Consider the following 23,254-nt stretch of genomic DNA (forward strand, 5'->3'; position numbering starts at 1 on the left):
GCCGGGAGGTGTGACGGAGATGGCGGAGTTCACACCGACGCTGGGACTGTCCGCCGAACAGGCCGAGGAAGTGGTCCGGATCGCGGGCGAGGCGCCCTCGCTGCACAACCGACAACCGTGGCGATTCCGGCTGCTACCCCGTTCGATCGAACTGCACTACGATCCGCGAGCGCGGCTGCCCGCCACTGACCCGCGGGAGCGGGAACTGCGGGTCGGCTGTGGCGCGGCGCTGCTGAACCTGCGGCTCGCCCTGGAGCACGAGGGGATCAGCCCGACCGTGACCCTGCTGCCCAGCACCGACGCGGAATCGGCCCTGGCCGAGATACGCGGCGAGGGCTCGTCGAACATGTCACCGCAGCAACGGGTGCTGTATCGGGCGATCGCCGATCGGCACACGAACAGACGTCCCTTCCGGGAAACCCCGGTACCCGTGGAGCAACGGCACTCGCTGCTCGAATCGGTGGAGCGGGAGGGGTGCTGGCCGCACATCGTGGAACGCGGCGAGCTGGGACGACTGGAGGGCATGGTCCACCGCGCGCACCGGGCGCAGCTGGCCGATCCGCGATTCCGGGAGGAGCTGGCCGAATGGACCGGACACGCCGCCGAGGTCAGCGAGGGAGTGCCCGCCTCTGCGGCGGGTCCCGAACGGGAACCACAGGACCAGTGGGTGCTGCGGGACTACTCGGCGGGCAAGGCGAAACCGCGCGTGCCCGGCAAGGACTTCGAGTACGATCCGCTGCTACTGGTGATCTGTTCCTACCACGAGGGTCGAGCGGCGGAGCTGCGCGCGGGACAGGCGCTGCAACGAATGCTGCTGACAGCCACTGCCAACGGCCTGGTGTCCTCCCTGATGTCGCAGGTGATCGAGATCGACGAGACCAGGGAGGAACTGCGGCGGATGCTCGGGGGAAGCCTGCGCCCCCAGGTGTTGCTCCGGGTCGGCCACGGTTCGCGAACCGCACCGACACCGCGGCACGAGCCACGCGAGCTGCTGCTGTAGCCCGAGAGATCATCACCGCCGCACGCCTCGGGGCTCAGGACTCGCCACCCGATGGGGCCGAGCCGCCGTCGTGTTCTCCCCGGACCACGAGCACGGAGCAGTGCGCGTGCCGTACGCAGTACTGGGCCACCGATCCCAGCAGGGCGGCCGCGAAACCGCCCAATCCCCTGCTGCCCACCACGAGCAGATCGGCGTGGACCCGTCGCACCACATCCAGCAGCGCTTTGGCTGGGTGGCCGTAGACGACCTCCCGACGCACCGGAACCGAACAGTCCCCCGGAACGAGCCGCGCGATCGTATCGTCCAACGCCGCCGCCGTACGGTGGGCCACCGCCTCGGGCCCGGCCACCGGTCTGTCGTACAGCTCGGGATAATCCCAACCACGCACCGCCACGACGACCGAATCGCCGACGAGTTCCGCGTGCCACAGCGCCCAGCGCAGCGCCTGTTCTGAACGGGCCGAACCGTCGACTCCCACGACGACGCGGTACTCCTCCGACACGACTACCTCCCCCAGCGAGACTGTCACCGGGAACGAACACGAAGCCCGTCCCGGAGGTTGACCGGTGGTCACTTCCTCGCACGCGGCCGGATCCCGACCGGGTGGGAGCCGATGTCCACCGACCCCCGAGGATGCTCCGTGGGGACACGATCGTCGTTTCCGACCGAACGCGCAGCACGGGAACCACCGACCCGCCGACGAGGAATGAGCAGCAGGTGCACGACGGCAGGAAACTGACCGAGGAACGGATCGACCGGATGCTGCGCGACCGCGTCCGGCCCGCTCTCCGACCGGAGGCCACGCCGGTCACGCTCGACATCTGGCACGGTACGAGCGCGCCGGTACCGGTCGCGAACAGCGGTTCGTCCGGGGAGTACCGCGGGGCGGAGGTGGGCGACCGCTGGGGACCGCCGTGGAGCACCACCTGGTTCCGGCTGCGCGGGGAGGTCCCCACAGAATGGGCGGGACGTGCCGTGGAGCTCGTGTTCGACCCGGGATTCGACCACCGACGGCCGGGCTTCCAGTGCGAAGGACTGGTGTACCGACCGGACGGTTCGATCGTGAAGGGGCTGAACCCACGCAACGAGTGGGTACGCGTGAGCGAGGCCGCCACCGGTGGTGAACCGCTGGAGTTCCACGTGGAAGCGGCGGCGAATCCGGTGATCCTCGGCGTTCACTCGTTCACCCCCACCGAGCTGGGCGATCCGGCCACCGCGGGCACGGAGCCGCTGTACCGCGTCGAGCGTGCCGAGCTGACCGTCTTCGACCACCGCGTCGAGCGGCTGGTCCACGACATCGAAGTACTCGACCAGCTCATGCGGCAGCTCAGCACGGACGATCCGCGGCGTTGGGAGATACTGCGCTCCCTCGACCGCTGCATGGACGCGCTGGACCCGCGCGACGTGAGCGGTAGCGCGGACCGTGCGCGCGAGGAACTGGGCCCGGCATTGCGGAAACCGGCGCACGCCAGCGCGCATCGCGTGTCGGCGATCGGCCACGCGCACATCGACTCGGCGTGGCTGTGGCCGTTCCGCGAGACCGTGCGCAAGGTGGCCAGGACGGTGTCGAACGTGCTCGGGCTGCTGAAGGACCATCCGGAGTTCGTCTTCGCCATGTCCCAGGCACAGCAGTTCGCCTGGCTCGAGCGGCACTATCCACAACTCCACCGACGGGTTCGGTCCGAGGTGGCCGCGGGGAGGTTCGTCCCCGTCGGCGGCATGTGGGTCGAGGCCGACACGAACATGCCCGGCGGTGAGGCGATGGCGCGGCAGCTGGTGCACGGCAAGCGGTTCTTCCTGGACGAGTTCGGCGTGGAGACCGACGAGGTGTGGCTGCCCGACTCGTTCGGTTACAGCGCGGCGCTGCCGCAGCTGATCGCCCTGTCCGGTTCGAGCTGGTTCCTGGGCCAGAAGGTCGCCTGGAACCAGACGAACGAGTTCCCGCATCACACCTTCCACTGGGAGGGGATCGACGGCACCAGAATCCTCACCCACCTGCCGCCGGTGGATGTCTACGACTCGGAGCTGTCCGCGGCCGAACTGGCGCACGCCTCGGCCAACTTCGCCGAGAAGGGCGGTGCCAATCGCTCGCTGGTCCCGTTCGGCTGGGGTGACGGGGGCGGCGGTCCCACCCGCGAGATGCTGGCACGGGCCGAGCGTCTGTCCGATCTGGAAGGATCACCACGAGTCACCGTCGAGTCCCCCGCCGAGTTCGTCCGCGAGGCTCGTGCGGAGTACACGGCGCCACCGGTATGGGTCGGGGAGCTGTACCTGGAGTTCCACCGCGGCACCTACACCAGTCAGGCGGGCACCAAACGGGGGAACCGGCGCAACGAGCACCTGCTGCGCGAGGCCGAGCTGTGGGCGGCGACGGCGAACGTGTACCGCGGTCTCCCCTACCCGCACGAGCGACTGGACCGGCTCTGGAAGGCCGTGCTGCGCAACCAGTTCCACGATGTCCTGCCCGGATCGTCCATCGCCCGGGTGCACCACGAGGCGGAGCGGGAGCACGAACTCGTCCGGAACGAACTGGAGGAGATCATCGATCGGGCCCAGCGAGAATTGGCCGGATCGGGCTCGACACCGCTGGTGTTCAACGGCGCTCCGCACGAGCGCGACGGGGTTCCGGCGGGTGGCGCGGCACCGTCGGCCGCACCGGACACGGTCGTGGAACTCTCCGAAACGGACGAGGGATTCGTGCTGCGCGACGAATCACTGCGGGTCACGATCGACCGTCGGGGCACCGTCACATCGCTGTACGACCTGACAGCCGACCGCGAGCTCGTTCCGGAGGGTTCGGCTGGCAACGTGCCGCGGGCGCATCCGGACCTGCCGAACCGGTGGGACGCCTGGGACATCGACGCCTTCTACCGCAACAACGTCACCGAACTGCTGGATGCCGAGGAAGTGGCGGTGCTGGAGAACGCCGCGGATCATGTCACGGTGCGCGTGGTGCGTTCCTTCTCCGACTCGCGGATCACCCAGGAGTTGACGCTGCGGGGCGGCGCCGCGCGGCTGGAGATCGACACCGAGGTGGACTGGCACGAGTCCGAGACGCTGCTCAAACTCGCTTTCCCGGTGGACGTGCACACCGATCGCATGGCGGCCGAGACCCAGTTCGGACACCTGTACCGGCCGATTCACGAGAACACCAGCTGGGACGCGGCCAAGTTCGAGACGTGTGCCCACCGCTGGGTCCACGTGGGTGAGGCGGGCTACGGCGTTGCCCTCGCCAACGACACCACCTACGGCCACGACGTGACCCGCTGGGCCAAGAACGGCGGCGGTACCGCGACGACGGTGCGTGCATCGCTGCTGCGCGCTCCGCGGTTTCCCGACCCGGACGCCGACCAGGGGACGCACCGTTTCCGGCACGTCCTCGTCCCGGGAGCCGAGATCGGTGACGCGGTTCGGGAGGGCTACCGCCTCAATCTGCCCTCCCGAACCGTGCGGGGCGAGTCACCGGTGGAACCGCTGGTCACCAGTGACAACCCCACTGTGGTCCTCGAAGCGGTGAAGTTGGCCGAGGACGGCTCCGGAGACGTGGTGATGCGACTGTACGAATCCTCGGGTGGCCGCGCCACGAGCCGGGTCACCACCGGTTTCGCCCCGGTGAGTGTGCGGGAGACCGATCTGCTGGAACGACCGTGGGCCGATGGGGAAATCGAACACGCCCCAGCGGGGTTCCGGCTGACGCTGCGTCCGTTCGAGATCCGCACGCTGCGGCTGGAGCGGGCGTGACCGGATTCCAAAGCTCGACCACTCGGCGATCTCCAATCAGGAAGCGCACTCCTTCCAGGCGAAGTGGTAGGTGGTCTCGATGCTTCCGTCGGTCGAGTCCATCGTCATGAAGCTGGTCTCGCCGGAGTCCGAGTCCCCCGCGTCCACCCGCAGTTCGGTGTTTATGTTGAAGTTGCGCTGTACACCGCAGGGTTTGTAAACGATGTCGGCGATCTCGGTCTCGTCGGTGACCTGCCAGTTGTCGCTGTATGCTCCCTCGAACGTCTTGCTGGAATGGGTGGTCCGGGAATCACCCTGGAAGTAGTAGCTGGCTTGCTGGGTACCGGTGGCTCCTTCCGCGAGGTGGGCGAATCCGCGGTAGTCGGCCCGGGCTATCCCGTAGGTGAGCCCCTGGGGAACGTGCACGACCAGATTGAGCTGACAATTCTTCCGGAAGGCCGTGGGATCCGTGTCGGGCCCCACCTCCGCCAGATAGTCGCTGTAGGTGACGGTGAAGGCCTTGTTGTCGGGCGAGACGGCCACGTCCGCCGTGCCTTCGGGACATCCGGAACCGTTCACGGTGGCGACGTCGATGACGATCTCGTCCGAGGGTGGGGAGTCGAACGGACCCGACGTCGGCGCGAGAAGAGTGGACAGCGCCATTCCGGACGCGATCAGACCGTTGAGCATCCTGTTTCTCCTGTTCGGGTGAAAAACCACGCTGCTGTTCGTTTCCGTTGTTCGGACAACTTGCCGATCCATTTCGGGAAACGGCCGGAAACGAGTTTATGGGAGCGCTCCCAAAAACTATAGACACTTTCGGAGCAATTTCCGAACAACCAGGAGTAACGGCCGCACGACAGGGCCAATGATGGGATGAACCGAATTGCCCGGACAGACTATTCCTGACAGGGAAATCGTGCGGAATATTCCCTCCCGAAACGTGTTCACTCGAACGATTTCGGGCTTCTCGACGCCGCAGCGGAGTTTCGCCACCCTGGGACTCCGCCGGGCATCAGGAACGCCACCGGATCCAGGCACCGTGTGAGTCGGTCTCGGCCAGCGTCTCGTGCCCGTCCCGAACCAGAACGAACGAGTTCTCCGGACCCGCGGCGACTTCCGCCGGGCCGATCACCCCGGCGGCCTCGTTGGAGAGCCACACCGCACCGAGCTCCCGCACGGCGGTGGCGAACTCGCGGCGAACGGATTCGGGAACGTAGGCCAGCACCGCCGAGTGATACACCACCAGAGTGGCCCCGCTCGGTGCGCTCGCGGCGATCCGCCCGAGATCCTCGAGGAGATCACCCCGGTGGACCACTGGTTGGTGCCGCGCCGCGAGGCGCAACGCCGCGCGCAGCCGGTCCCGCCGCTCGGTCTCCCCCGGCCACAGCAGACATTCCAGCCAGTTCGCGTGATCGTTCTCCGTCGCGTCGAGCGGGGAGGTGTCGAGACCCGCGCGCCACGCGACGCTCGGTACCCTGCCGGGTAGCGGAACCGGCCCGATGGGACGGCAGCGCAACGTCGGCGCTTCGGGATCGGTACCGGCCACGTGGTGCCCGGCGAGATCGTACGAGTAGAGATCGGGCAGCAGGTTCAGCCCGGCCGAAGCACCGACCTCCAGCAACGCCAGCGGTTCCGGGAGCCGAGCCAGCGCGGGAAGCAGTGTGGCGCACCGCCCCGCCTCGTTGGTCTGGGTGCGCCTGGCCAGCAGTACCGAGGTCAGTTCCGCGGTACGCTCCCGCACCAGCTCGCGCAGCGTTTCGGGATCGGCGGGGCGGCCGAGCAGGTACCGGGCGGCGGCGAACAGCAGGTTCGGTTGGCGTTTCTCGCTCGGCAGTGTCTCCAGCAGGCCCAGGATCTCCACGTCGGAGGCGACCGCCTCGGCGAGCGCGCCGTACAGCGGGGATTTCTCGGCCACCGCCACCCCGAACCTCCGGTAGTTCTCGGCGGTGCTCACCCCCGATTCGAGCCCGGTCATGCCGCGCTCGCCCGAGTCGCTGCCCTTGCTTCCGTCGCTCATGCCGAAAGCATGCCCGAGAACGGCGGGAAAGACGATGACCGATTTCCGTCGCCCGCGTCACCGGAGCACGATCGGAGGGCGGCGAACGGAGGAACAGCGGTGCGCAAGATACGAAACCTGACCGGCCCCGGCGTGACCGACGATTTCGGGATCGGCGGCACCGATCTGGGAGTGATGACCACCGCGCCGGACGGCCGGTTGGTGGCGGTCTTCGGTGACACCTTCGAACGCGCCGGTGTGGGTGGTAAGGGGTGGCGTTCACCGGTGGTGCTCTTCGGGGATCCGGCCACGGCGCGCACCGGGATCGTCTGGACCGGTTCGTCGGGCCGGGGTCGCTACGCCGAGCAGGCGTTGCCCTATCGGCACGACTCGATCGTTCGCGGCAGGCGGGTGGGCACCGTGATTCCCACCGACGTCATCACGATCGGCGGGACGATGTATCTGCACGTGATGGTCTGCGCCGGTATCGGCAGGGTGCACTGGACCGAGATACACCGTTCCACCGACAACGGGGAGAGCTGGACCCGCACCGGGGCGAGCTGGCCCGGCGATCACCACGGCGGCCTGTTCCAGATGCTGACCTGGGAGCCGGGGGACGACGGCTACGTCTACTGCTTCTCCACCGGTTTCCAGCGTGACAAGGGACTGTTGCTGCACCGTGTTCCGGCCGAGCTGATCACCGAACCCGGTGCGTGGCAGGGATGGGGTTTTCGGCGGGGCGCGTGGGCCTGGGGAAATCCGCCCACGGTCGCGTTGACCGGGGCTTACGGTGAGCTGTGCCTGCGTCGCGTCGAGGACCGGTGGTTGCTGTGCCTGTTCGACGCGGGCGACTACCGCGTCGACGTGTTGTCGCTCGTCCACCCCACCTCGAATCTCTACGAGGTGCCGCGCACCACGGTGCTGCGTGGCACGGCCTGGCACGAGGAGAACCACGCGACCGGGCGAGTCGCCCAGCTATACGGCGCCTACATCGTCCCGGGATCCACGCTGGACGACCTTCATCTGGTGATAAGCCAGTGGAACACCGGGCGGAACTGGCCCTACCGGGCGATGCAGTTCGCGGGGGCGCTGCCCCGCGAAGCCAGGTAGGGACTCGGAAACCGGACGGGATGAACCGCCGGTCAGGAGACGGGCGCGGTGTGCTCGTCGTCCCGCTGCGCGAGCAGTTTTCGGATCGGCCCGAGTGCGGTGTTCACCCCGACCAGCGCGGTGGCGAAATCCCGGGCGCGGGAGGTCAACCTGCCGCGACGCAGCATCAGGGCCGCCAGCTGGCGTGAGTTGCGCTGTGCCGATTCGACTCGGGGCCGTTGGGCGCGTTCGTAGTCCCGTAGTGCCCGGGGCACCGTGTTCCTGTCGGCCGGGGCGAGGCGGCGTGCCAGGGCACCCGCGGATTCGATCGCCATGGCCGCGCCCACTCCTGCCGTCGGCAGGAAACCGGCCGCCGCGTCGCCGAGCGACGCGAAGCGACCCGCCGTCCAACCGTCGCACCGCACGTCGGACAGGCGCCAGTAGTGGCTCTCCGGGGTGTTCGCCAGCTCGGTCAGCGCACGGGAGGAGCGAGGGTCGAGGTTGTGCAGCCTGTCGCGGACGAGCCGGGCGAACGCCGCTGGACCGCGGGTGGTGTCGGCACGGGGTCCGCCGACGAAGACGCCGATCCTGCCGGGGACGGGGTACAGCCCCACGAAGCACCCCGGTCCCCAGGTCTCCTGGTAGGTGTCGGGCCACTCGTCGGGATCGGCCCACGTGACCCAACCACCCCAGGTGGTGTCGTGGGTGTGCACCCGTTCGGCGTCGAGTACCAGGTCGCGGGTTGTGGAGTGAACCCCGTCCGCGGCGATCACGGCGTCGAACTCCGCGCGTAACTCCGTCCCGTTCTCGGTCAGGTCGACGCGAACCGTCTCCCCGGCTCGCTCGACCGCGTGCGGAGCGGTTCGGAAGGCCACCGGTGTCCCGCCGGTGGCCAGCAGTTCCAGCAGCCTGCCCCGTTCGATCCCCCGATAGTGGCCGAACTCCCCCAGCGCGGTGTCCACCGAGTAGTTCCGCAGCGCCGCGCCGGTGGCGGAGCACAGCCGGTAGTGACGCACCGCCACGCTCTGCTCGAGGTAGTGCCGTTCCAGACCGAGTTCGGCCAGCACCGGGTCGACGAACGGCATGAGACCCAGCATGTACCCGGAGTCCTGCCGCTGTCCCGCACGCTCGACCAGTACCGGGTGCAGCCCCTTGGCACGCAGCGACCGCGCCAGGGTCAGACCGGCCACGCCGGCGCCGACGATCAGCACCCGCGGTTCGTGCTCACCGACTGCGGCGAGCTGCTCGGTCACGGCCGTTGGAACGAACATTCCCGATTACCTCCGGATTTCGAGTGGACCAGCTGGTCCATTCGAAACGGTAACACCCTGTGGACCGGCCGGTCCAATGATTTAGGGTGCGGCTATGGCACTGCACGACCTCGACGAGGAACGGCGTACGCGCGTACTGGAGACGGCGACCGGCGAGTTCGTCCGGCGGGGATACGAACACGCCTCGCTGAACTCGATCATCCGGACGTGCGGCATGAGCAAGAGCTCGTTCTACCACTACTTCGACTCGAAGGCGGAGCTGTTCGACACCGTCGTGACCGAAGCGATGCGCGCACTGGGCAGCGAGCTGGCCGTGCCGGATCCGCGCGAGCTGGCGGGACCCGAGTTCTGGGAACGGGTCACGCGACTGGCCACCCAGCTGCGGGAACTCGCGGAGCGGGGAACCTGGACCTCCGAGGCCGGAAAACTGTTCTACGTCTCCGACACTCCGATCGAGCACAGTCCGGCCCTGCGTGACGCGATCGCGGCCGTGCGGGACTGGCTCGCTCGGGCGCTCGAAACCGGCCGCGAATGCGGGGCGGTACGGGACGACCTGCCGAGTTCGCTGCAGGCATCGCTGGTGTTCGCGGTGCTGCGGTCCCTGGACGACTGGTCACTGCACCAGCTGCGGGAGTACTCGGCACCGGAACGCGAGCGGCTCGCCCGGGCGCAGCTGCGGACGCTGCACCGGATGCTGGCCCCTGACTCCGTGCTGGCCAGTGGCTCGGAGAGCGGGTAGGCCCGCGCCGGCTCATCCCGGCGACGGTACCCACCCGCCGAAAGCGCTACCCGATGCTGCCGACCTTGTCGGCGAGTTTCGCACGCAGCCGCGCCAACGGTCCGTCCGAACCGGACTCCCGGGTGCTCGGCTCCGGCAGCCGACCCGCCACCGCGTCGTCCAGCAGGGTCCCGACCGTCTCCTTGGCACAGCTGCGGTTGGCTCCGATCCCGCCGGAGGGACCACGCTTGATCCAGCCCACCACGTAGGTCCCGGGCCGGTCGGTGACCCGGCCACCGGAGTTCGGCACGGTCGCGGTTCCCTCGTCGAAGGGCAGGCCGGGCAACGGCGCTCCCCGGTAACCAACCGCGCGCACCACCAGTCCGGCGGGGATCTCGACGTCGTCGGCGCTGGCATCGCCGACGCGGATGCCCCGAACCGCGCTCTCTCCCACCAGCTCCACCGGGGAAGAGTGGAACCGGAACACGATACGGCTCCGCCCGTTCACCGCGGTCTCCCCGGCCGGAGCGGACCAGTCGACGGCTTGCCGGGTGGCGTCCCGCAGCAGCCCCGCCTTGTCATCGTCCCCGGCGGCGTCGATGGTGGGTGCGATTCGCGGATCGTGCGTGTCCACCACGAGTTCGATGTCCTCGCGCTGGGTGAGTTCGAGCAACTCGGGCCTGGTGAAGGCCGCGTGCTCGGGACCACGACGTCCCAGCAGCACCACTTCACGGACCCTGCTGGAACGAAGCAGGTCCAACGCTCGCGGCGAGATCGAGGTGTCGGCGAGCCGTTCGGGGTCGGTGCTGAGTATGCGTGCCACGTCCAGCGCGACATTGCCGTTGCCCACCACGACCACCCGCTCGGCGGACAGATCGACTGCCTCGGCGACGGCGTCGGGATGGCCGTTGTACCAGGAAACCAGGGTGGTGGCGCTGACGCTGCCCGCCAGCTCCTCTCCCGGAACACCGATGTTTCGGGCCGAGGAGGCCCCGACCGCGTAGATCACGGCGTCGTGCCGAGTGCCCAGCTGCTCGACGGAGACGTCCTTGCCGACCTCCACGCCGAGTCGCATCCGCATCCGGGGGTGGGTGTGGAACCGCGCGAAGGTCTCCCCGATCCGCTTCGTCGACGGGTGATCGGGCGCCACGCCGTATCGCACGAGACCGCCCGCCACGGGCAGCCGGTCCAGCAGGGTGACCCGGCAGTTGGTGTGCAGCAGCAGGTCCTCGACGGCGTACATCCCGGCGGGGCCGGTGCCCACGACCGCGATGTCCAGCGGTGCGAGATCGCTGGGGATCGAGTGCTCGAACACCGGCGGTCCCCAGGAGTGAAAGTTGGGCGAGGAACCGGTGGTGCCCGCCTCCGAGGCGCTGTTGGACTCCGCGCCGTTCTGCCCCGCCTCCTTCGATTCCGCACCGTTCGATTCCGCACCGTTCGACTCCGGCAGGCCGTCGGATTCCGAAGTGAGATCGAGCCCCGAAGTACCGGAATCCGGTTCGGCGGCCGCGTCACGGTCGGCATAGTACGCGGCGTTGATGTCGGCGTAGGCCCGGAGCGAGCCGGTCAGCCGGTCCACCGGGAATATCGCGTCGACCGGGCAGGCGTCGGCACACGCTCCGCAGTCGATGCAGGTGCTCGGATCGACGTAGAGCATCTCGGTGGTGCCGAAGTCCGGCTCGTTCGGGGTGGGATGGATGCAGTTGACCGGGCACGCCGCGATGCAGGAGGCGTCGGTGCAGCAGGTCTGGGTGATCGCGTAGGCCATGGCTCAGATCAGGTTCGCTCGCTTGTAGAACCACATGGCGGGCTTGGTGAGCAGTCCGGCCGAGTCGAGGAACTCCATCAGCCCGGCACAGCTGGAACGCACCAGCGACTTGTAGTGCTGGTTCGCCTTGGCCTCGCGGACGGCTCGGTCCACGTCCAGTCCCGCGTTCTCGTAGACCTTCTTGTTGACCATGCTGGTGACGATGAAGTACGAGGCGGCGGCGACCACCACGGATTGGATCTGCTTGCGCACCGGCCCCACACCGCGGAGACGCTCCTTGGTCTCCTGCCGGGCGAACTTCATGTGCCGGGACTCCTCGACCACGTGGATGTTGTTGATGGTGCGGACGAAGGGGGCGACCCGTTCGTCGCGCATCCAGTCCCGCTGCATGACGTCGAGGACCTCCTCGGCGACCAGGATCGCGGCGTATGCCGCCTCGCCGAAGGCGAGCGTCTTGAACGCGCGGCCGAGCTCGATCACCGGGCGGGGCGGACGATAAGCGGGTGCGCGCAGCTTCGCGGCGCCGCGACCGAACATGATGGAGTGTCGGCACTCGTCGGCGATCTCGGTCAGCGCCCACTGGAAAGCGGGGTCGGCCGGATCCTTGGCGTAGAAGTCCCGCAGCACCATCTGCTGCAGGATCATCTCGAACCAGATGCCGGTGCTGGCCACGCAGGCCGCTTCCTGCCTGGTGAGCTCGCGTTGCTGCTCCGGACTCATCTCGGACCAGTAGGCGGTGCCGTAGAGCGTGCTCCACTCCGGACTCGCACCGTGGTGGTCGGTGTCGAGCGGTGTCTCCCAGTCGACCTCCTGGGCCGGGTCGTAGGACAGCGTCTCCGAGGAGTCCAGCAACCTGCGGGCGACGTCCTCACGCTCGGACGCCGCCGCGGTGGCGTCGGATCCGGTGATACTGCTGGTCATGGGCACTCCCTACCGAAATGACGACGATATCTCGGTGCCGCCGAAATAGTGTTACTGAAGGTAACAGCTACTCATGGGTAGCCGCGAGGGTGCGACATACGCTACATGTGTGACTTATATCACAACAGCGAACGCGTCGCGCTGCACACAGGAACGCGTCTCTCGTGCCCAACGAGCGAGAACGCCGAAACGAAACTCCCGGCCGAAAGTCCGGACACCTCCGGCACCGAAGCGTCACGCGCTGCGCCAGGTCGAGAACGTGGCGGAAGGGGTGATCACAGCGGAAAACCACCGGCTCGCACACTCCTCAGCCCGGTCGGTGGACGTTCCGGAAAGCTCGACCCGGAGCGATACCGGCGCACCGAGTTTCAGGCTCTCGCCCCGACGGTGCAGAGTGGGGTGGGACCGAGGTGCCACGGCTATCACGCGGGGGCGGAAAAGCCATGCACAGCGACGAGGAGATCCGGGTCGAGACCTCCGGCAAACGGGTGCGCGCGATGCTCGGCGGGCACGTGGTGGCCGACACCAGGCAGGCGGTTCTGGTCTGGGAGCACCCCTACTACCCCACCTACTACGTGCCGCGCGCGGACGTGCGGGCCGAGCTGGCCGACACCGGCGAGGTGCGGCACTCGCGGCGGCTGGGCGAGGGCACGATCCACGACGTGGTCACCGACTCGACAACGGCCCCTGTGGCCGCGATCGGCTACCGGAACTCCCCGGTCGCTGAGCTGCGGGAGCTGGTCCGGCTGGACTGGAACTCGATGGACGAGTGGTTCGAGGAGGACGAGCCGGTCTACGTCCACCCGCGCGACCCGTACAAGCGGGTGGACATCCTGGAGAGCTCGCGGCACGTGCAGGTGCGGCTCGACGGCGTCACCGTGGCCGACTCGCACCACTCGCGAATCCTGTTCGAGACCGGCCTGCCGCCCCGCTACTACCTGCCGCTGCCCGACGTGCGGATGGACCTGCTGCGGCCCAGCGACCACGAGACCCAATGCCCGTACAAGGGGACCGCGGGCTACTGGCACGTGCGCACCGGCGAGGCCGAGCACCCCGACACGGTGTGGACCTACCGCACCCCGCTGCCGGAGAGCCACAAGATCGCCGGGCTGGCCTGCTTCTACGACGAACGCGTGGATGTCCTCCTCGACGGCGAGCCGCAGCGGCGGCCCGAGACTCCGTTCTCCTGACGGCGGACCCACCACAGTGGCCGGATGAGGTCGGAGACGTGCGGCTCTCACTACCAGTGACCACCCACCACAACCCCGACCGAATTCGGTTCACTCGATCACAAGAGCTCACCGGACTCAAGCCCCGACCAGCAGCGGCGTCAGACATTCCCGCAGTCGTTGCAGATCTTCCTGCCTTGTTGACTACTACAGCGTTGTGAGTAACCAGCTGCGCTGATCCTTCCGCAGGCATGTCGGCCGGCGCGGCGTTAATGCGAACGACCACTGCTTCGATAAGCCGTTGTGGGCAGATGGACCCTGCTTCTGGGTGCTGTGAACGTTTGGCCGCTTGGCGGTGTTTGTCCCGTTCGTGAATCGCGATGATCACAAGCGCACATCGCACGACGACAATGCCGCTAGTAGGCAGGAAAGACACGGGGTGAGATGCGTACGCGACGCATGGTCACGGGGCTGGTGACTGCGGTCTCTGCGCTGGCGATCGGTAGCAACGCGATCGCCGTCGCCGATCAACCCCCCACAGCAGAGAGAGCTCCGTCCGAAGCTACTGAGACGGTGGCCAAGGAAGTGGTCAGCACCTCGAATGCCGCTGATTTTTGGACGAAGGAACGGATGCGACGGGCTGTGCCGGCGCCGATGCCGCGGCCGAGTGGTGGCCAGGTTTCCGGCCCGGAGGGGCAGGAAAACGTTCTGCCGCAGCAGTCGGAGCGGGGAAGCCTCCCGCGAGGAGTTTCTACCCCGCAGTCGTCGACCGATCTGCGGGCGAATGCGGTATCCCGAGCTCAGCGGTGGACAGAGTCCGGCATTCCGGCCTCGACCACGGGCAAGATGTTCGCCGAAGGTCCTCAGGGTCAGCTTTACCGGTGCAGCGGTTCAGTAATCACTGCCGACAATCAGAACACGGTCTGGACCGCCGGGCACTGTCTCCACGACGGAAACGGACAGTTCTACAGCAACATCACGTTTGTGCCAGCCTATGACAATGGGACTGCACCCCACGGTGAGTGGAATGCCAGCTACATGGTGACGACCACAGGCTGGGCCGAAAACAGAGACTGGGAATACGACATCGCCGCGTTCGCTGTCTTTCCGCAATCTTCCGACCTCGAATACAGAGTCGGATCGCAAGGATACCGATTCAACGCGGGCCAGGAATTCACGGATGTGCGTGTGTTCGGCTATCCCGCAGCGGGCTACCAACGCACCGATTTCAATGGTGAACTGCTGTGGTATTGCCGTGGCGACACAGTCGATGCGAGTTCCTGGAACCCCCTGAACGAAAAGGTGCGCACCGACTGCGACATGCACAGCGGGGCAAGCGGTGGACCGTGGATCGACGACATGAACTCGAACGGTCTCGGCTACGTCATCGGGGCCTCAAGCCACCGACAAACCGACCCTGACACTGGCGATTTGATCAACAACTACTTTTTCTCGTCCAATCACGGCGACGCGGCGATAAATGTCTACGAGGACGCCTCGACCTACTGAGCTCCCACTCGGCTCGTACTGATACGTCCGCGGGATGGCACGGTCAGCCGTCCCGCAGGTCCTCGATGGGATCCTTGAACGTGGCTCCTTCTTCCTTCAACCGTCTCCACGGAACGCCCTCATTCCGTTCCACCTCGGTGGAAACCACGCCCGTTCCGGGGGTTCCCCCCGGTGGCTCGGACTCGGACGAGGAGCCATCCATACGCACGACCCCCCAACCTCCGAGTACCAGAACCCCGACAGCGACTACGCTGCCAAGTAACCACATTCCACGTCGCATGGCACTACCTCCTCTTCAGAGGGACGCGACGCCACCATCTCATGGTTGCACAGTTACAACGGTCCGTGCCGGTAAGTCCGACCATCTTCCAATGCTCTTACTCGACTGCACTCGACGAAAAGGTTCCTGCGGGGACGTGACGCATCACTTACCCAGCATGCCGAGGCATGCGAGTAGATCGATGACGGCCTTTCGGGACGAGTGCCCGACTGCGGCGTCCACCGGCTGGACTGTCGGACTGGCGCACAGCCTCCTTCGTCCGCAAACCAGGCCAACCTCTCCAGCACCGCAGCCTCAGCGAGTCCCTCCACCACAACGGCATCCCCATCCAAACCGGACGCACCTCAGCCCTGGGCCACCTCATGCTTCAAGCCCCAGCACCCGTCGTCGCCACCATGCTCGGCTTCCACGACAAACACGCCACCCGCGTCCTTAGCGAAGCCGGAGGAACCTGGAACCGCTACGCCCCAGCCACCACAACCAGTGCCCCCACCACACCCCAACCGAATTCAGCTCACTCGATTACAAGAGCTCACCAGGCTCAAGCCCCAATCCCCGGACATCCGGCTGGATCCGTGGTGTGATCGGGGTATGCGACGAGGACGCAACGGGCACCCGTGCGAACCGGACACTTCACGAATGGGATTGTGGCGCTGCGCGGAGTGCGGGCAGCAGTGGGAGATCCACGGTGTCGCCGACAACCCCCGTGTCCGCAAGGTGAGCCGTCTCGGGTGGTTCATCGCCAAGCTCTTCGGCTGAAGCCACCGCCGGACGCTGTTCAGCCGAACCTCGGAGGCTCTGCTTCGAGTTCGCGGCGCACCGGCTCCTCTGGGGTCCAGAGACCTCCCAGGCATCGGGGCTGTTGCTGGTCTCGGACCGCGGCCCCCGACAGCCTCACCCGACCCCGGTGCCAGGTCGCCGTCCGTTTTTTCTTCTGAGCCGGAGGCGATGCCGGGGCTCGGGTACCGCGTGGACCCGTAAGGCTGCGAGTCCCCCTCGATCTCGGGTGTGTCGTGTGTTCGACACACTTCTGCCGGGTTCGAGGGGGAGGTGAAGCTTCTCGGTATACCGGAATTGTGACTTTGGAGCTTCACCCCGCGAGCCGGATTAAGGGCTCGCCGAGCCGGGGGTTACGCGCAGTGCCGGGATGATGGCCGGGGTGCACGAGCATGAGCGCCAGGGCTTACCAAGGACACGGCCGGGTTCGCCTAGATCGTGCGTTGCCTGACGCGCGGACTTCACCCGCTCTGACCGGGAGCCGCACGGCTGTGAACCGTGGCCAGGACTTACGGCCCTACCCACACGCTGCCTGGGGTGCGCGTGGCGGGAAGCGTATTCCGTGCTACGCTCAGCACTGTTATTTTGCTTCTTGGCGGATACAAAATAACACGGAGTCCCCTGGTCACGATCAGGGGACTCTTTTTGTCCGTGACCGAGGGTGCGCGCATAAAAAGCACCCCCGGAACGAATCCGAGGGTGCGAAACTGTTCGGCTGAGGATCAGTCGAACCGGGGTTCAGTCGAGTTCGCGAATCCGCTGTGTGGCAGCGTCACCCTCCCATCCGGCGAGGGCACGGTGGTCCGCTGCCCACTCGGCGCGGGTCCAGGCTTCCGGCATGGCTTCCAAGGATTCCCTCGCGGTCTGGCGGGCTTGCTCGGTATCTCCGAGGGCGTGGAGCACGAACCCTTTGTGCCCGTTGAGGACAGGCGGTATGTGCCAGTACGAACCGTCCGGTAGTGCTTGGGGATCGGGAGCGTTCTCGATCAGGCGGTCGGCTTGGGTGAGCATCCGTGTGGCGGTATGGGAATCCCCGTCGTAGGCCGCAATCTCGGCACCCTGCAAGTGCCCGTATGCGCGTAGTCCCGGATCGACCCGGCTATCGCGCATCGCCGCTCGGTTGAGGTTGGCCGCCTGGCCGTAGTTTCCGAGCAGCAGTGCGCGATACGCGGCGAAGCTCAGCGCGGTGGCGAGCCGTTGCGGGTCGTCGGCTTCCAGCGCCAGCCGCGCCGCACGGTCCAAGTGGGCTTGCGCGTCGCCGTACTCGTCCCGTGCGATCTTGAGCCAGCCGAGATACTGGCTGATCTCCGAGGCCAGTCCCACCGCCTCAGCCGTGTGCTTGGACTGGTCGGCCAGGTGGTTCACGAGTTCGGCGTGTGCCGCGACGCTGGGCAGCACTGCGCTCGCGCTCGTTTCGTCTTCGAGCCTGCGCACGGTCGAGAGCATGTCGGCTGCTTGGGACAGGGCCGTGGTGTCGGCCCTGCGGGGATGCTGTGCGGCCCGGCGAAGCCGCTCGGTGCGTGGGTCGAGTGCGAACCCGAGGTCGCGATCGGATGCCTGTAGGACCGCGCGGAAGGCCGCCCGGTAGTCCCGCCCCGGCCGTTGAACCTGCCCGCGCTCAAGCCTGCCGAGATAATGCCGGTCCAGCGCCCCCGACCTGCCGGTGTTGTCGAGTAGCCACGCGTTGACCCGTTCTGCCAACTCGGCACGGCTCATGTGCTCACCGGGCACGCGAGCCGACTCCGCCGCGTGCCGTGCGGCCTTGAGGTGATCGTTGCCGACCATGCTCGCCAGTCTGCCACCGAGCTGCCCCTGAGGTGACCCCTGTTCCGCCACTGTGCGCGAAACGAAACTACGCCGATGCTTTGGGTAATGAATGCGAGCAGTGCCATGCAGCCCGGCCGCGATCTGGGCCGGTCTGCCGTGGAGCGGGGGAGCTTTGTGGAGATCAGTGCGGAGACGGAGCGCATCGCGGTGTACTGGTTCACCCCGGAAGGAGATCGCTACCAGCACGCCACGGTGGACGCGTTGCCGACCGAGGGCGGTGGGGTGAGCACGCTCGGCGGGCACGACTACGCCGAAGCTCCCCCGGCCGAAGGCCGGCGCATGAACCATGTTCGGCCGTGCTGCGAGGACTGCTTCAACGAATACCCGCGGCTGGACCGTGGACAACCGAGCTGGAACAGGTGAACGAGCGTGGAAACCACCAAGCGACAGCACTACTGGCTGCCCGTGCCGGACAGGACAGGGTTCAAGTGGCACCGGCACGCCTTCCGGGGCAAGTACTGGGACGGCCGAGCCTCCGACACCTCGGTGTGCGGCAAGTCCTGCGCCATGGCCAAACCCAGCGAACTCGACTGGTTCCAAGCTCCCACCTGCCCGGACTGCACCGAACTCCTGATCGCCGAACAGTCAGACACCGGAAGTACCGAACAGCCGCGCACCGCGAGCCCCGAGCAATCGGACACCGGCAGCGCCGAGGGGGAACAGTGACCAGACAGCCCCGCGAGCCGAACCGCTTACGCGGCTACGTCCCCGCCTTCTCCGGCGAGCTGCACGAACCACCGAGAAAACGAACAACAGTGCCGCACTCGATCCTGGAACGAGTACTCGACGGGCTCCACAAACTCTGAGAACGCCCGCCAGGGAAACGAGCACGCGACAAGCGAGCGTCCTCGTCAACCCTGGATACAGCGACCGAACCAGCGGGTAAGGCACCGTCTTACCCGCTGTGAATCAGCTGTCGGCCATCGCGGTTTTCCAATGGTTCCCCGGTTGTGCCGATTCGATGCTGCTCTCGGAGCGCGATCACCGACAACCTTCAGCAGCCCGGAACCAGGCCGCCGTCCGGCTTTCCTGGCGAGCCGCAGACGACATCTCGGCTCGGGAACCGCGTGGACCCGTACAGCGGAGAGACCCTCGCTCCGAGGACGGGGCAGGTGCCGACTATCGAGGCCGGCCCAGCAGGGTCTCGGCCCGGTGCCGGGCAGGCTCGGTGAACACCGGATCTGTCTCGGTGTCCAGAATCCCGGCGCAGGCGTACAACCACGACAGTCGCCCCGAGCGCGTGGACAGATCGACGGCGCGCTCGGCGGCGATCCGCTCGGCCAGCTCCGGCACCGCCAGCGACCCCATCCACAGGCACACGGCATCGAAACCGCGCGGTCCCGCGCCCCAGTCCTCCCAGTCCAGCAGCCAGCACTCCGGCGCGGTGAGGTTGGGCCACGCGAAGTCGCCGTGGACGGCCACCCACTCGTCGATGGTCGTATCCACATCGGCACCGAACATCCGCGTGATCAGGTTCGTGATGCGCTGCTGGGTCAAAAACGCGGTGTGCCGGGTCGCGGGATGCGCCGGACGGTGCGTGGCCAGCGCGTCCAACGAGGCGTTGAACGTCTCCCACCAGGACTCGGACAGTTCCGGGGCATGTCGCAGCACGCCTGCGGCCGGGACCGGCGCTGCGGTAACCAGCTGCGTCTCATCGGCACGCCACATCAGCCCCGCGTCCCGGTCGAGCCAGGACACTCCCCGGTACCAGGCGGGTTTGGCCACACCCCGCAGCACTTCGGCGGCTTCAACCCCGTTCCACCCTCGCGTGCCCAGCGACTCACGTGGTTGAACCTCGAGACGCACCCACGTCTCCCGGTCACTGCGGGCGCCGACGGAGCGCCGCTTGACTACGGCCGATTCCCGGTCCACGACCACTCCCAGGGATCGCTCGGCCCGTTCGAGCGCGTGCGCGTGCGGCTGCTGACGCAGATCCACCGTCACCGCCGGACCCGCCACAGAGGTGTGCATCCCCGCACTGTAGCCACCGCACCCTCAAACGTCGGACACCTCGGGGAGGTCGGAGCATGTGGCGGTGCACGCGACTCACCGGGCGTCGATCGGGTCGTCACCAGCGGTCGGTGCCGACATGGTGGCAACGACGGCGGCGCAGCCGAGCTTGATTACGGCCTTCATCGGGTTCACTTCGGATTGCCAGTCCCCCACGACGATGATGCCCTCGCCGAGTGCTACCTCGCCGCGTTCGACGAAATCTGGACCCACCGTCACGAATTGAAAGAAGGCATACTCGCATGAACACACCCGGCTTGGACGAACTCACCAGCGCCGACACCGCCGACGGCGTCGACCAACACGTCGTCGGCGCCGTCATCGACCACGGCGGCACGCTCCTCCTGCTCAAACGGCCCGCCGACGACTTCCGCGGCGGCACCTGGGAACTGCCCTCCGGCAAAGTCGAACCCACTGATACCGACCTGTATGCCGCGCTACACCGCGAAGTCACCGAAGAAACCGGCCTGACCATCTCGACCATCACCGGCTACCTGGGCGCGTTCGACTACACCTCCGGCTCCGGCAAGCACACCCGCCAACACACCTGGACCGTCACCGTGGCCAACCCCGCCGAGGTACACCTCAGCGAACACGACGAGTCCGCTTGGGTGGTCACCACCGACCAGCATCCGGTCAGCGCCGAAGTACAACAACTCATCGACGCCCACCTCGCCAACCCCGCACACCGCCTACACACACTGAACAACCCCGCAAGCACCTACAGCTAGGGTTTGCTCTGCGGTTGGGTACGGTGCACTATTCGGGCACGTTTCTGGCGGATCCGTTGGAGGTTCCCGCTGCGGTGTTGGACCTTCTGGCAGGACAATTGAACGATGCCGCTCTGGGCGGCAGACACGAAAACACCCCTTCCCGACCGGGAAAACCCGGAAAGGAATGGGTCGTTTCTGCTGTTCACAGAGCCAGAGAGGCTGAGTGTCGCTTTGCGGGCACCGTAGAACGATCCGGACTGTTTGGGTTCCGGCGCGTGTTCCCGTGAGTGCGGGCTGGCCTATCCGGTCCCAATGTGCCTTTCGTGCGTATCTTGTCTGCACCCGCCTCAGGTCAGTCTTGGGAGCACGAGGCCAACTACCGCTGTTGGGACTGGATGCCGTGGTTCTGACGGGGCAGAGATACCCGCAGGAGCAAGGTCGCGGTCACTATACCGATAACTCCGCTGAGCCCGGACCAGACATTCTGTTCAGCGAAGGTGAATATGCCGGTAGCGCCGAACGCGAACAGGACGATCAGCCCACCAAGACCCGCCAGGCCAACACGCAGCGCATCACTCCCACCCGAGCGGATCGCGACCCACCCTGTCACGAGGATCGCCTCCACGCCGGTGAATACAGCGGCACACACGAACGCCGACACCCCGACCCAGCCCAGCGCAATCACCGCGGCCAGTGCCAAAACGACAGCGATCCCCGTGATGGCCAGACGTGGCCCGCCGAAGAAGTCCTCGAACTTCGTAGCCACACTCCGGTGTTGTGTATCAGACATATTTCCAGATGATACTACCGGCACAACTCACTGCACCAAAACCTTACCACAATCGATGTATGTAATCGCAGGAACGATAACCACAGCGCACACACAATCCACACTGGGCACTATGACGGCCGTCATAGTGCCCATTTTTCATTTGACAGCATCCAAGCGAAAATGCAATTCAGTCAAATGCATAGAAACATACTTCGGACGGGTGATTACGATCCGCCATTTGTTTGAAGTGGCGGGAGTTCTCCGACGTCGAGGGCGAGCTGGGCGAGTGGATCGAGGTCCGCGCCTGGACCACCAGAGAGGGGCCGAAGGCGCTGTTCATGCGGCCGTGGCGTGGGTGCGCGAACGGAAGGTGCTGTCGCCGGGAGTGTCGACGCTGGTGCGGCTCGCGGCTGGGCGGCGTGAGACGGCGAATCAGCGGTTGGGACCGCCCCGGACGGGCAGCGTGTGCTGGCCGCGCTCCTGAGCCCCAACGCGCTGATCGCCCACACCGGACAGCACTACACCGCGACCGGCGTGACTTGCCTAGATGGCGATTCCGGCCCGATCGGCTGACTTTTGACGCGGGAGAGGATCTTTCGCAACGGCTTCGTCCATTGGAGCGCCTCCGCTGTCGGTTGGCGGCGCTACCGTCGCGCCATGCGACAACGGGGAACGAGCGCGCTACGTGGGGAGGGAACCGTCGTGACAATTCGTGCCAAGCACTTCGAATTAGAACCGGATAGCACGGTGACTGAGAACCTTCGCGAGTCAACTCTGGTGACGGACAGCGAGGTGGAGACATTCCTGGCGGAGCTGTCGGACCCGAATGCGAACGAAGCGATACTGACCCACGATTCCCGACCGATGAAACAGCACCCACGGCCGGGCCGGTTGACCCCTGATCACTCGCTCAAGATCGCGGTCGCTGGTGGCTACGGCTACGCCGAGTACACCGGCCCGGGGCATTGGTGCCAGGCAGTGGGAGACCCGGCCTCGCCGGAGTACCACACCAGCCGTTCGCACACGATGCGTGCCGGAAACGGGCTCTCGTTTCCTACGTTGACACGCCTTGTCACCGAATTCCTGGAGACGGGTGAACTCCCTCAGCTAGTCACATGGCGTGAGCAGGTCAACCCCTCTGTTGTTCACTCATTATGATCATCAGCGCACTCGTGCATGACCAGTTCCACCACGTGGAGCGCTGGGACGATGTTGACCGTGTGATCGATGAGGCCATCGATCGCTCCCTGCCTGGATCGGCGGAGGCGCCGATTCCACTCGGTGAGGTGGCCCAGTTCTACTGCGCCGCCCAGCCCTGGACCGATGAGGTCGGTGAGTGGGCGCCGGACAACTTCCTCCAGCTCGCCAGCGACCCCTCCGCCGGCTATGCCGCGCTGACCTGGGTAGGTTTCCGAGGGGAAGCCACGATGGAAACGTTCGTCTCCTTCGGCACGGACGCTCCGTTGCGCACCCCACCTCGCCTGGTCATCGATCCCGGCTACCCGCACGACCATGACCCACACAGCGCGCTCCCCCTCGAACAGGCCCGCATCGCCGTCCGAGAGTTCTGCCGCACAGGCGGCGCACGACCGCAGTCGGTGACCTGGGTACGCGGCGATTTCACCGGTGCCATCCTGCAACCGTTGCCGGACGTCGTCGCCTAGGTACGTCGAGTGGTGCTGGTGGTCAGTGTTCGGAGGAGTTCGCGAGC

24 protein-coding genes are annotated in these 23,254 nt (G+C 66.7%); 13 read left to right on the plus strand and 11 right to left on the minus strand.

Annotated elements, in window-relative coordinates; genetic code table 11:
• Positions 1-19: 19 nt before the first annotated feature.
• On the plus strand, positions 20-1,000 hold the full coding sequence (locus J2S53_RS06010; RefSeq protein WP_456240144.1) for an Acg family FMN-binding oxidoreductase: 981 nt from the start codon (positions 20-22) through the stop codon (positions 998-1,000).
• A gap of 34 nt (positions 1,001-1,034) precedes the next feature.
• On the opposite strand, the gene J2S53_RS06015 is transcribed toward J2S53_RS06010, so the two are convergent.
• Positions 1,035-1,502: a universal stress protein gene (locus tag J2S53_RS06015; protein ID WP_456240145.1), complete on the minus strand. Its 468-nt coding sequence runs from the start codon at positions 1,500-1,502 to the stop codon at positions 1,035-1,037.
• Positions 1,503-1,717: 215 nt separating this feature from the next.
• Here J2S53_RS06015 and J2S53_RS06020 point away from each other — a divergent pair, with 215 nt between their 5' ends.
• Complete coding sequence (locus J2S53_RS06020; RefSeq protein ID WP_456240146.1) at positions 1,718-4,741, plus strand: alpha-mannosidase; 3,024 nt, start codon at positions 1,718-1,720, stop codon at positions 4,739-4,741.
• 36 nt (positions 4,742-4,777) lie between these two features.
• Here the strand turns inward: J2S53_RS06020 and J2S53_RS06025 are convergent, their stop codons facing one another.
• Complete coding sequence (locus J2S53_RS06025; RefSeq protein ID WP_456240147.1) at positions 4,778-5,410, minus strand: DUF4360 domain-containing protein; 633 nt, start codon at positions 5,408-5,410, stop codon at positions 4,778-4,780.
• 325 nt (positions 5,411-5,735) lie between these two features.
• The gene (locus J2S53_RS06030) at positions 5,736-6,740 is read right to left on the minus strand and encodes a DUF2332 domain-containing protein (RefSeq protein ID WP_456240148.1); all 1,005 of its coding nucleotides are present in this window, start codon (positions 6,738-6,740) and stop codon (positions 5,736-5,738) included.
• Positions 6,741-6,839: 99 nt separating this feature from the next.
• On the opposite strand from J2S53_RS06030, the gene J2S53_RS06035 reads away from it, so the two are divergent.
• On the plus strand, positions 6,840-7,829 hold the full coding sequence (locus tag J2S53_RS06035) for a DUF4185 domain-containing protein (protein ID WP_456240149.1): 990 nt from the start codon (positions 6,840-6,842) through the stop codon (positions 7,827-7,829).
• A 32-nt stretch (positions 7,830-7,861) separates the two neighbouring features.
• On the opposite strand, the gene J2S53_RS06040 is transcribed toward J2S53_RS06035, so the two are convergent.
• The gene (locus J2S53_RS06040; RefSeq protein WP_456240150.1) at positions 7,862-9,079 is read right to left on the minus strand and encodes an FAD-dependent oxidoreductase; all 1,218 of its coding nucleotides are present in this window, start codon (positions 9,077-9,079) and stop codon (positions 7,862-7,864) included.
• Between the two features lie 94 nt (positions 9,080-9,173).
• On the opposite strand from J2S53_RS06040, the gene J2S53_RS06045 reads away from it, so the two are divergent.
• The gene (locus J2S53_RS06045) at positions 9,174-9,818 is read left to right on the plus strand and encodes a TetR/AcrR family transcriptional regulator (RefSeq protein ID WP_456240151.1); all 645 of its coding nucleotides are present in this window, start codon (positions 9,174-9,176) and stop codon (positions 9,816-9,818) included.
• 46 nt (positions 9,819-9,864) lie between these two features.
• Here the strand turns inward: J2S53_RS06045 and J2S53_RS06050 are convergent, their stop codons facing one another.
• The gene (locus J2S53_RS06050; protein WP_456240152.1) at positions 9,865-11,565 is read right to left on the minus strand and encodes an FAD-dependent oxidoreductase; all 1,701 of its coding nucleotides are present in this window, start codon (positions 11,563-11,565) and stop codon (positions 9,865-9,867) included.
• 3 nt (positions 11,566-11,568) lie between these two features.
• Positions 11,569-12,486 (minus strand): AurF N-oxygenase family protein, encoded by a 918-nt coding sequence (locus J2S53_RS06055; RefSeq protein WP_092972997.1) that lies wholly within the window; start codon positions 12,484-12,486, stop codon positions 11,569-11,571.
• 443 nt (positions 12,487-12,929) lie between these two features.
• Between J2S53_RS06055 and J2S53_RS06060 the strand changes: the two genes are divergently transcribed.
• Together J2S53_RS06060 and J2S53_RS06065 are read left to right on the plus strand one after the other, a co-directional pair.
• Positions 12,930-13,676 (plus strand): DUF427 domain-containing protein, encoded by a 747-nt coding sequence (locus J2S53_RS06060; protein WP_456240153.1) that lies wholly within the window; start codon positions 12,930-12,932, stop codon positions 13,674-13,676.
• Positions 13,677-14,114: 438 nt separating this feature from the next.
• A complete protein-coding gene (locus J2S53_RS06065; protein WP_456240154.1) occupies positions 14,115-15,164 on the plus strand; it encodes a trypsin-like serine peptidase in 1,050 nt (349 codons plus the stop codon).
• Between the two features lie 43 nt (positions 15,165-15,207).
• On the opposite strand, the gene J2S53_RS06070 is transcribed toward J2S53_RS06065, so the two are convergent.
• Entirely contained in the window at positions 15,208-15,444 is a 237-nt protein-coding gene (locus J2S53_RS06070) for a hypothetical protein (RefSeq protein WP_456240155.1), read from the minus strand.
• Between the two features lie 1,515 nt (positions 15,445-16,959).
• The gene (locus J2S53_RS06075) at positions 16,960-18,057 is read right to left on the minus strand and encodes an XRE family transcriptional regulator (RefSeq protein WP_456240156.1); all 1,098 of its coding nucleotides are present in this window, start codon (positions 18,055-18,057) and stop codon (positions 16,960-16,962) included.
• 36 nt (positions 18,058-18,093) lie between these two features.
• Here J2S53_RS06075 and J2S53_RS06080 point away from each other — a divergent pair, with 36 nt between their 5' ends.
• From J2S53_RS06080 to J2S53_RS06090, 3 genes are read left to right on the plus strand one after another with little or no spacing between them, the layout of a single operon-like run.
• Entirely contained in the window at positions 18,094-18,411 is a 318-nt protein-coding gene (locus tag J2S53_RS06080) for a hypothetical protein (protein WP_456240157.1), read from the plus strand.
• Positions 18,412-18,417: 6 nt separating this feature from the next.
• Positions 18,418-18,714, plus strand: coding sequence for a hypothetical protein (locus J2S53_RS06085; RefSeq protein WP_456240158.1), 297 nt, complete (start codon positions 18,418-18,420; stop codon positions 18,712-18,714).
• Positions 18,711-18,854, plus strand: a complete 144-nt coding sequence (locus J2S53_RS06090; RefSeq protein ID WP_175496884.1) for a hypothetical protein — start codon at positions 18,711-18,713, stop codon at positions 18,852-18,854. The genes J2S53_RS06085 and J2S53_RS06090 overlap by 4 nt, the downstream gene beginning before the upstream one ends.
• Before the next feature lie 313 nt (positions 18,855-19,167).
• Here J2S53_RS06090 and J2S53_RS06095 read toward each other — a convergent pair whose 3' ends face one another.
• Together J2S53_RS06095 and J2S53_RS06100 are read right to left on the minus strand one after the other, a co-directional pair.
• The gene (locus tag J2S53_RS06095) at positions 19,168-20,019 is read right to left on the minus strand and encodes a hypothetical protein (RefSeq protein WP_456240159.1); all 852 of its coding nucleotides are present in this window, start codon (positions 20,017-20,019) and stop codon (positions 19,168-19,170) included.
• A gap of 75 nt (positions 20,020-20,094) precedes the next feature.
• On the minus strand, positions 20,095-20,277 hold the full coding sequence (locus J2S53_RS06100; protein WP_456240160.1) for a hypothetical protein: 183 nt from the start codon (positions 20,275-20,277) through the stop codon (positions 20,095-20,097).
• A gap of 23 nt (positions 20,278-20,300) precedes the next feature.
• Between J2S53_RS06100 and J2S53_RS06105 the strand changes: the two genes are divergently transcribed.
• Entirely contained in the window at positions 20,301-20,789 is a 489-nt protein-coding gene (locus J2S53_RS06105) for an NUDIX domain-containing protein (protein ID WP_456240161.1), read from the plus strand.
• 23 nt (positions 20,790-20,812) lie between these two features.
• Positions 20,813-21,058 carry a hypothetical protein gene (locus tag J2S53_RS06110; protein ID WP_456242714.1) on the plus strand — a complete coding sequence of 82 codons (246 nt, stop codon included), beginning with the start codon at positions 20,813-20,815 and terminating at the stop codon, positions 21,056-21,058.
• 89 nt (positions 21,059-21,147) lie between these two features.
• On the opposite strand, the gene J2S53_RS06115 is transcribed toward J2S53_RS06110, so the two are convergent.
• Positions 21,148-21,561 (minus strand): hypothetical protein, encoded by a 414-nt coding sequence (locus J2S53_RS06115; protein ID WP_456240162.1) that lies wholly within the window; start codon positions 21,559-21,561, stop codon positions 21,148-21,150.
• A 684-nt stretch (positions 21,562-22,245) separates the two neighbouring features.
• Between J2S53_RS06115 and J2S53_RS06120 the strand changes: the two genes are divergently transcribed.
• The gene (locus J2S53_RS06120) at positions 22,246-22,701 is read left to right on the plus strand and encodes an Imm1 family immunity protein (RefSeq protein ID WP_456240163.1); all 456 of its coding nucleotides are present in this window, start codon (positions 22,246-22,248) and stop codon (positions 22,699-22,701) included.
• 14 nt (positions 22,702-22,715) lie between these two features.
• Positions 22,716-23,207, plus strand: coding sequence for an Imm1 family immunity protein (locus tag J2S53_RS06125; RefSeq protein WP_456240164.1), 492 nt, complete (start codon positions 22,716-22,718; stop codon positions 23,205-23,207).
• The last annotated feature ends 47 nt before the right edge of the window (positions 23,208-23,254 follow it).

This window comes from Actinopolyspora lacussalsi (assembly GCA_030803735.1).
Taxonomy (GTDB): Bacteria; Actinomycetota; Actinomycetes; order Mycobacteriales; family Pseudonocardiaceae; genus Actinopolyspora; species Actinopolyspora lacussalsi.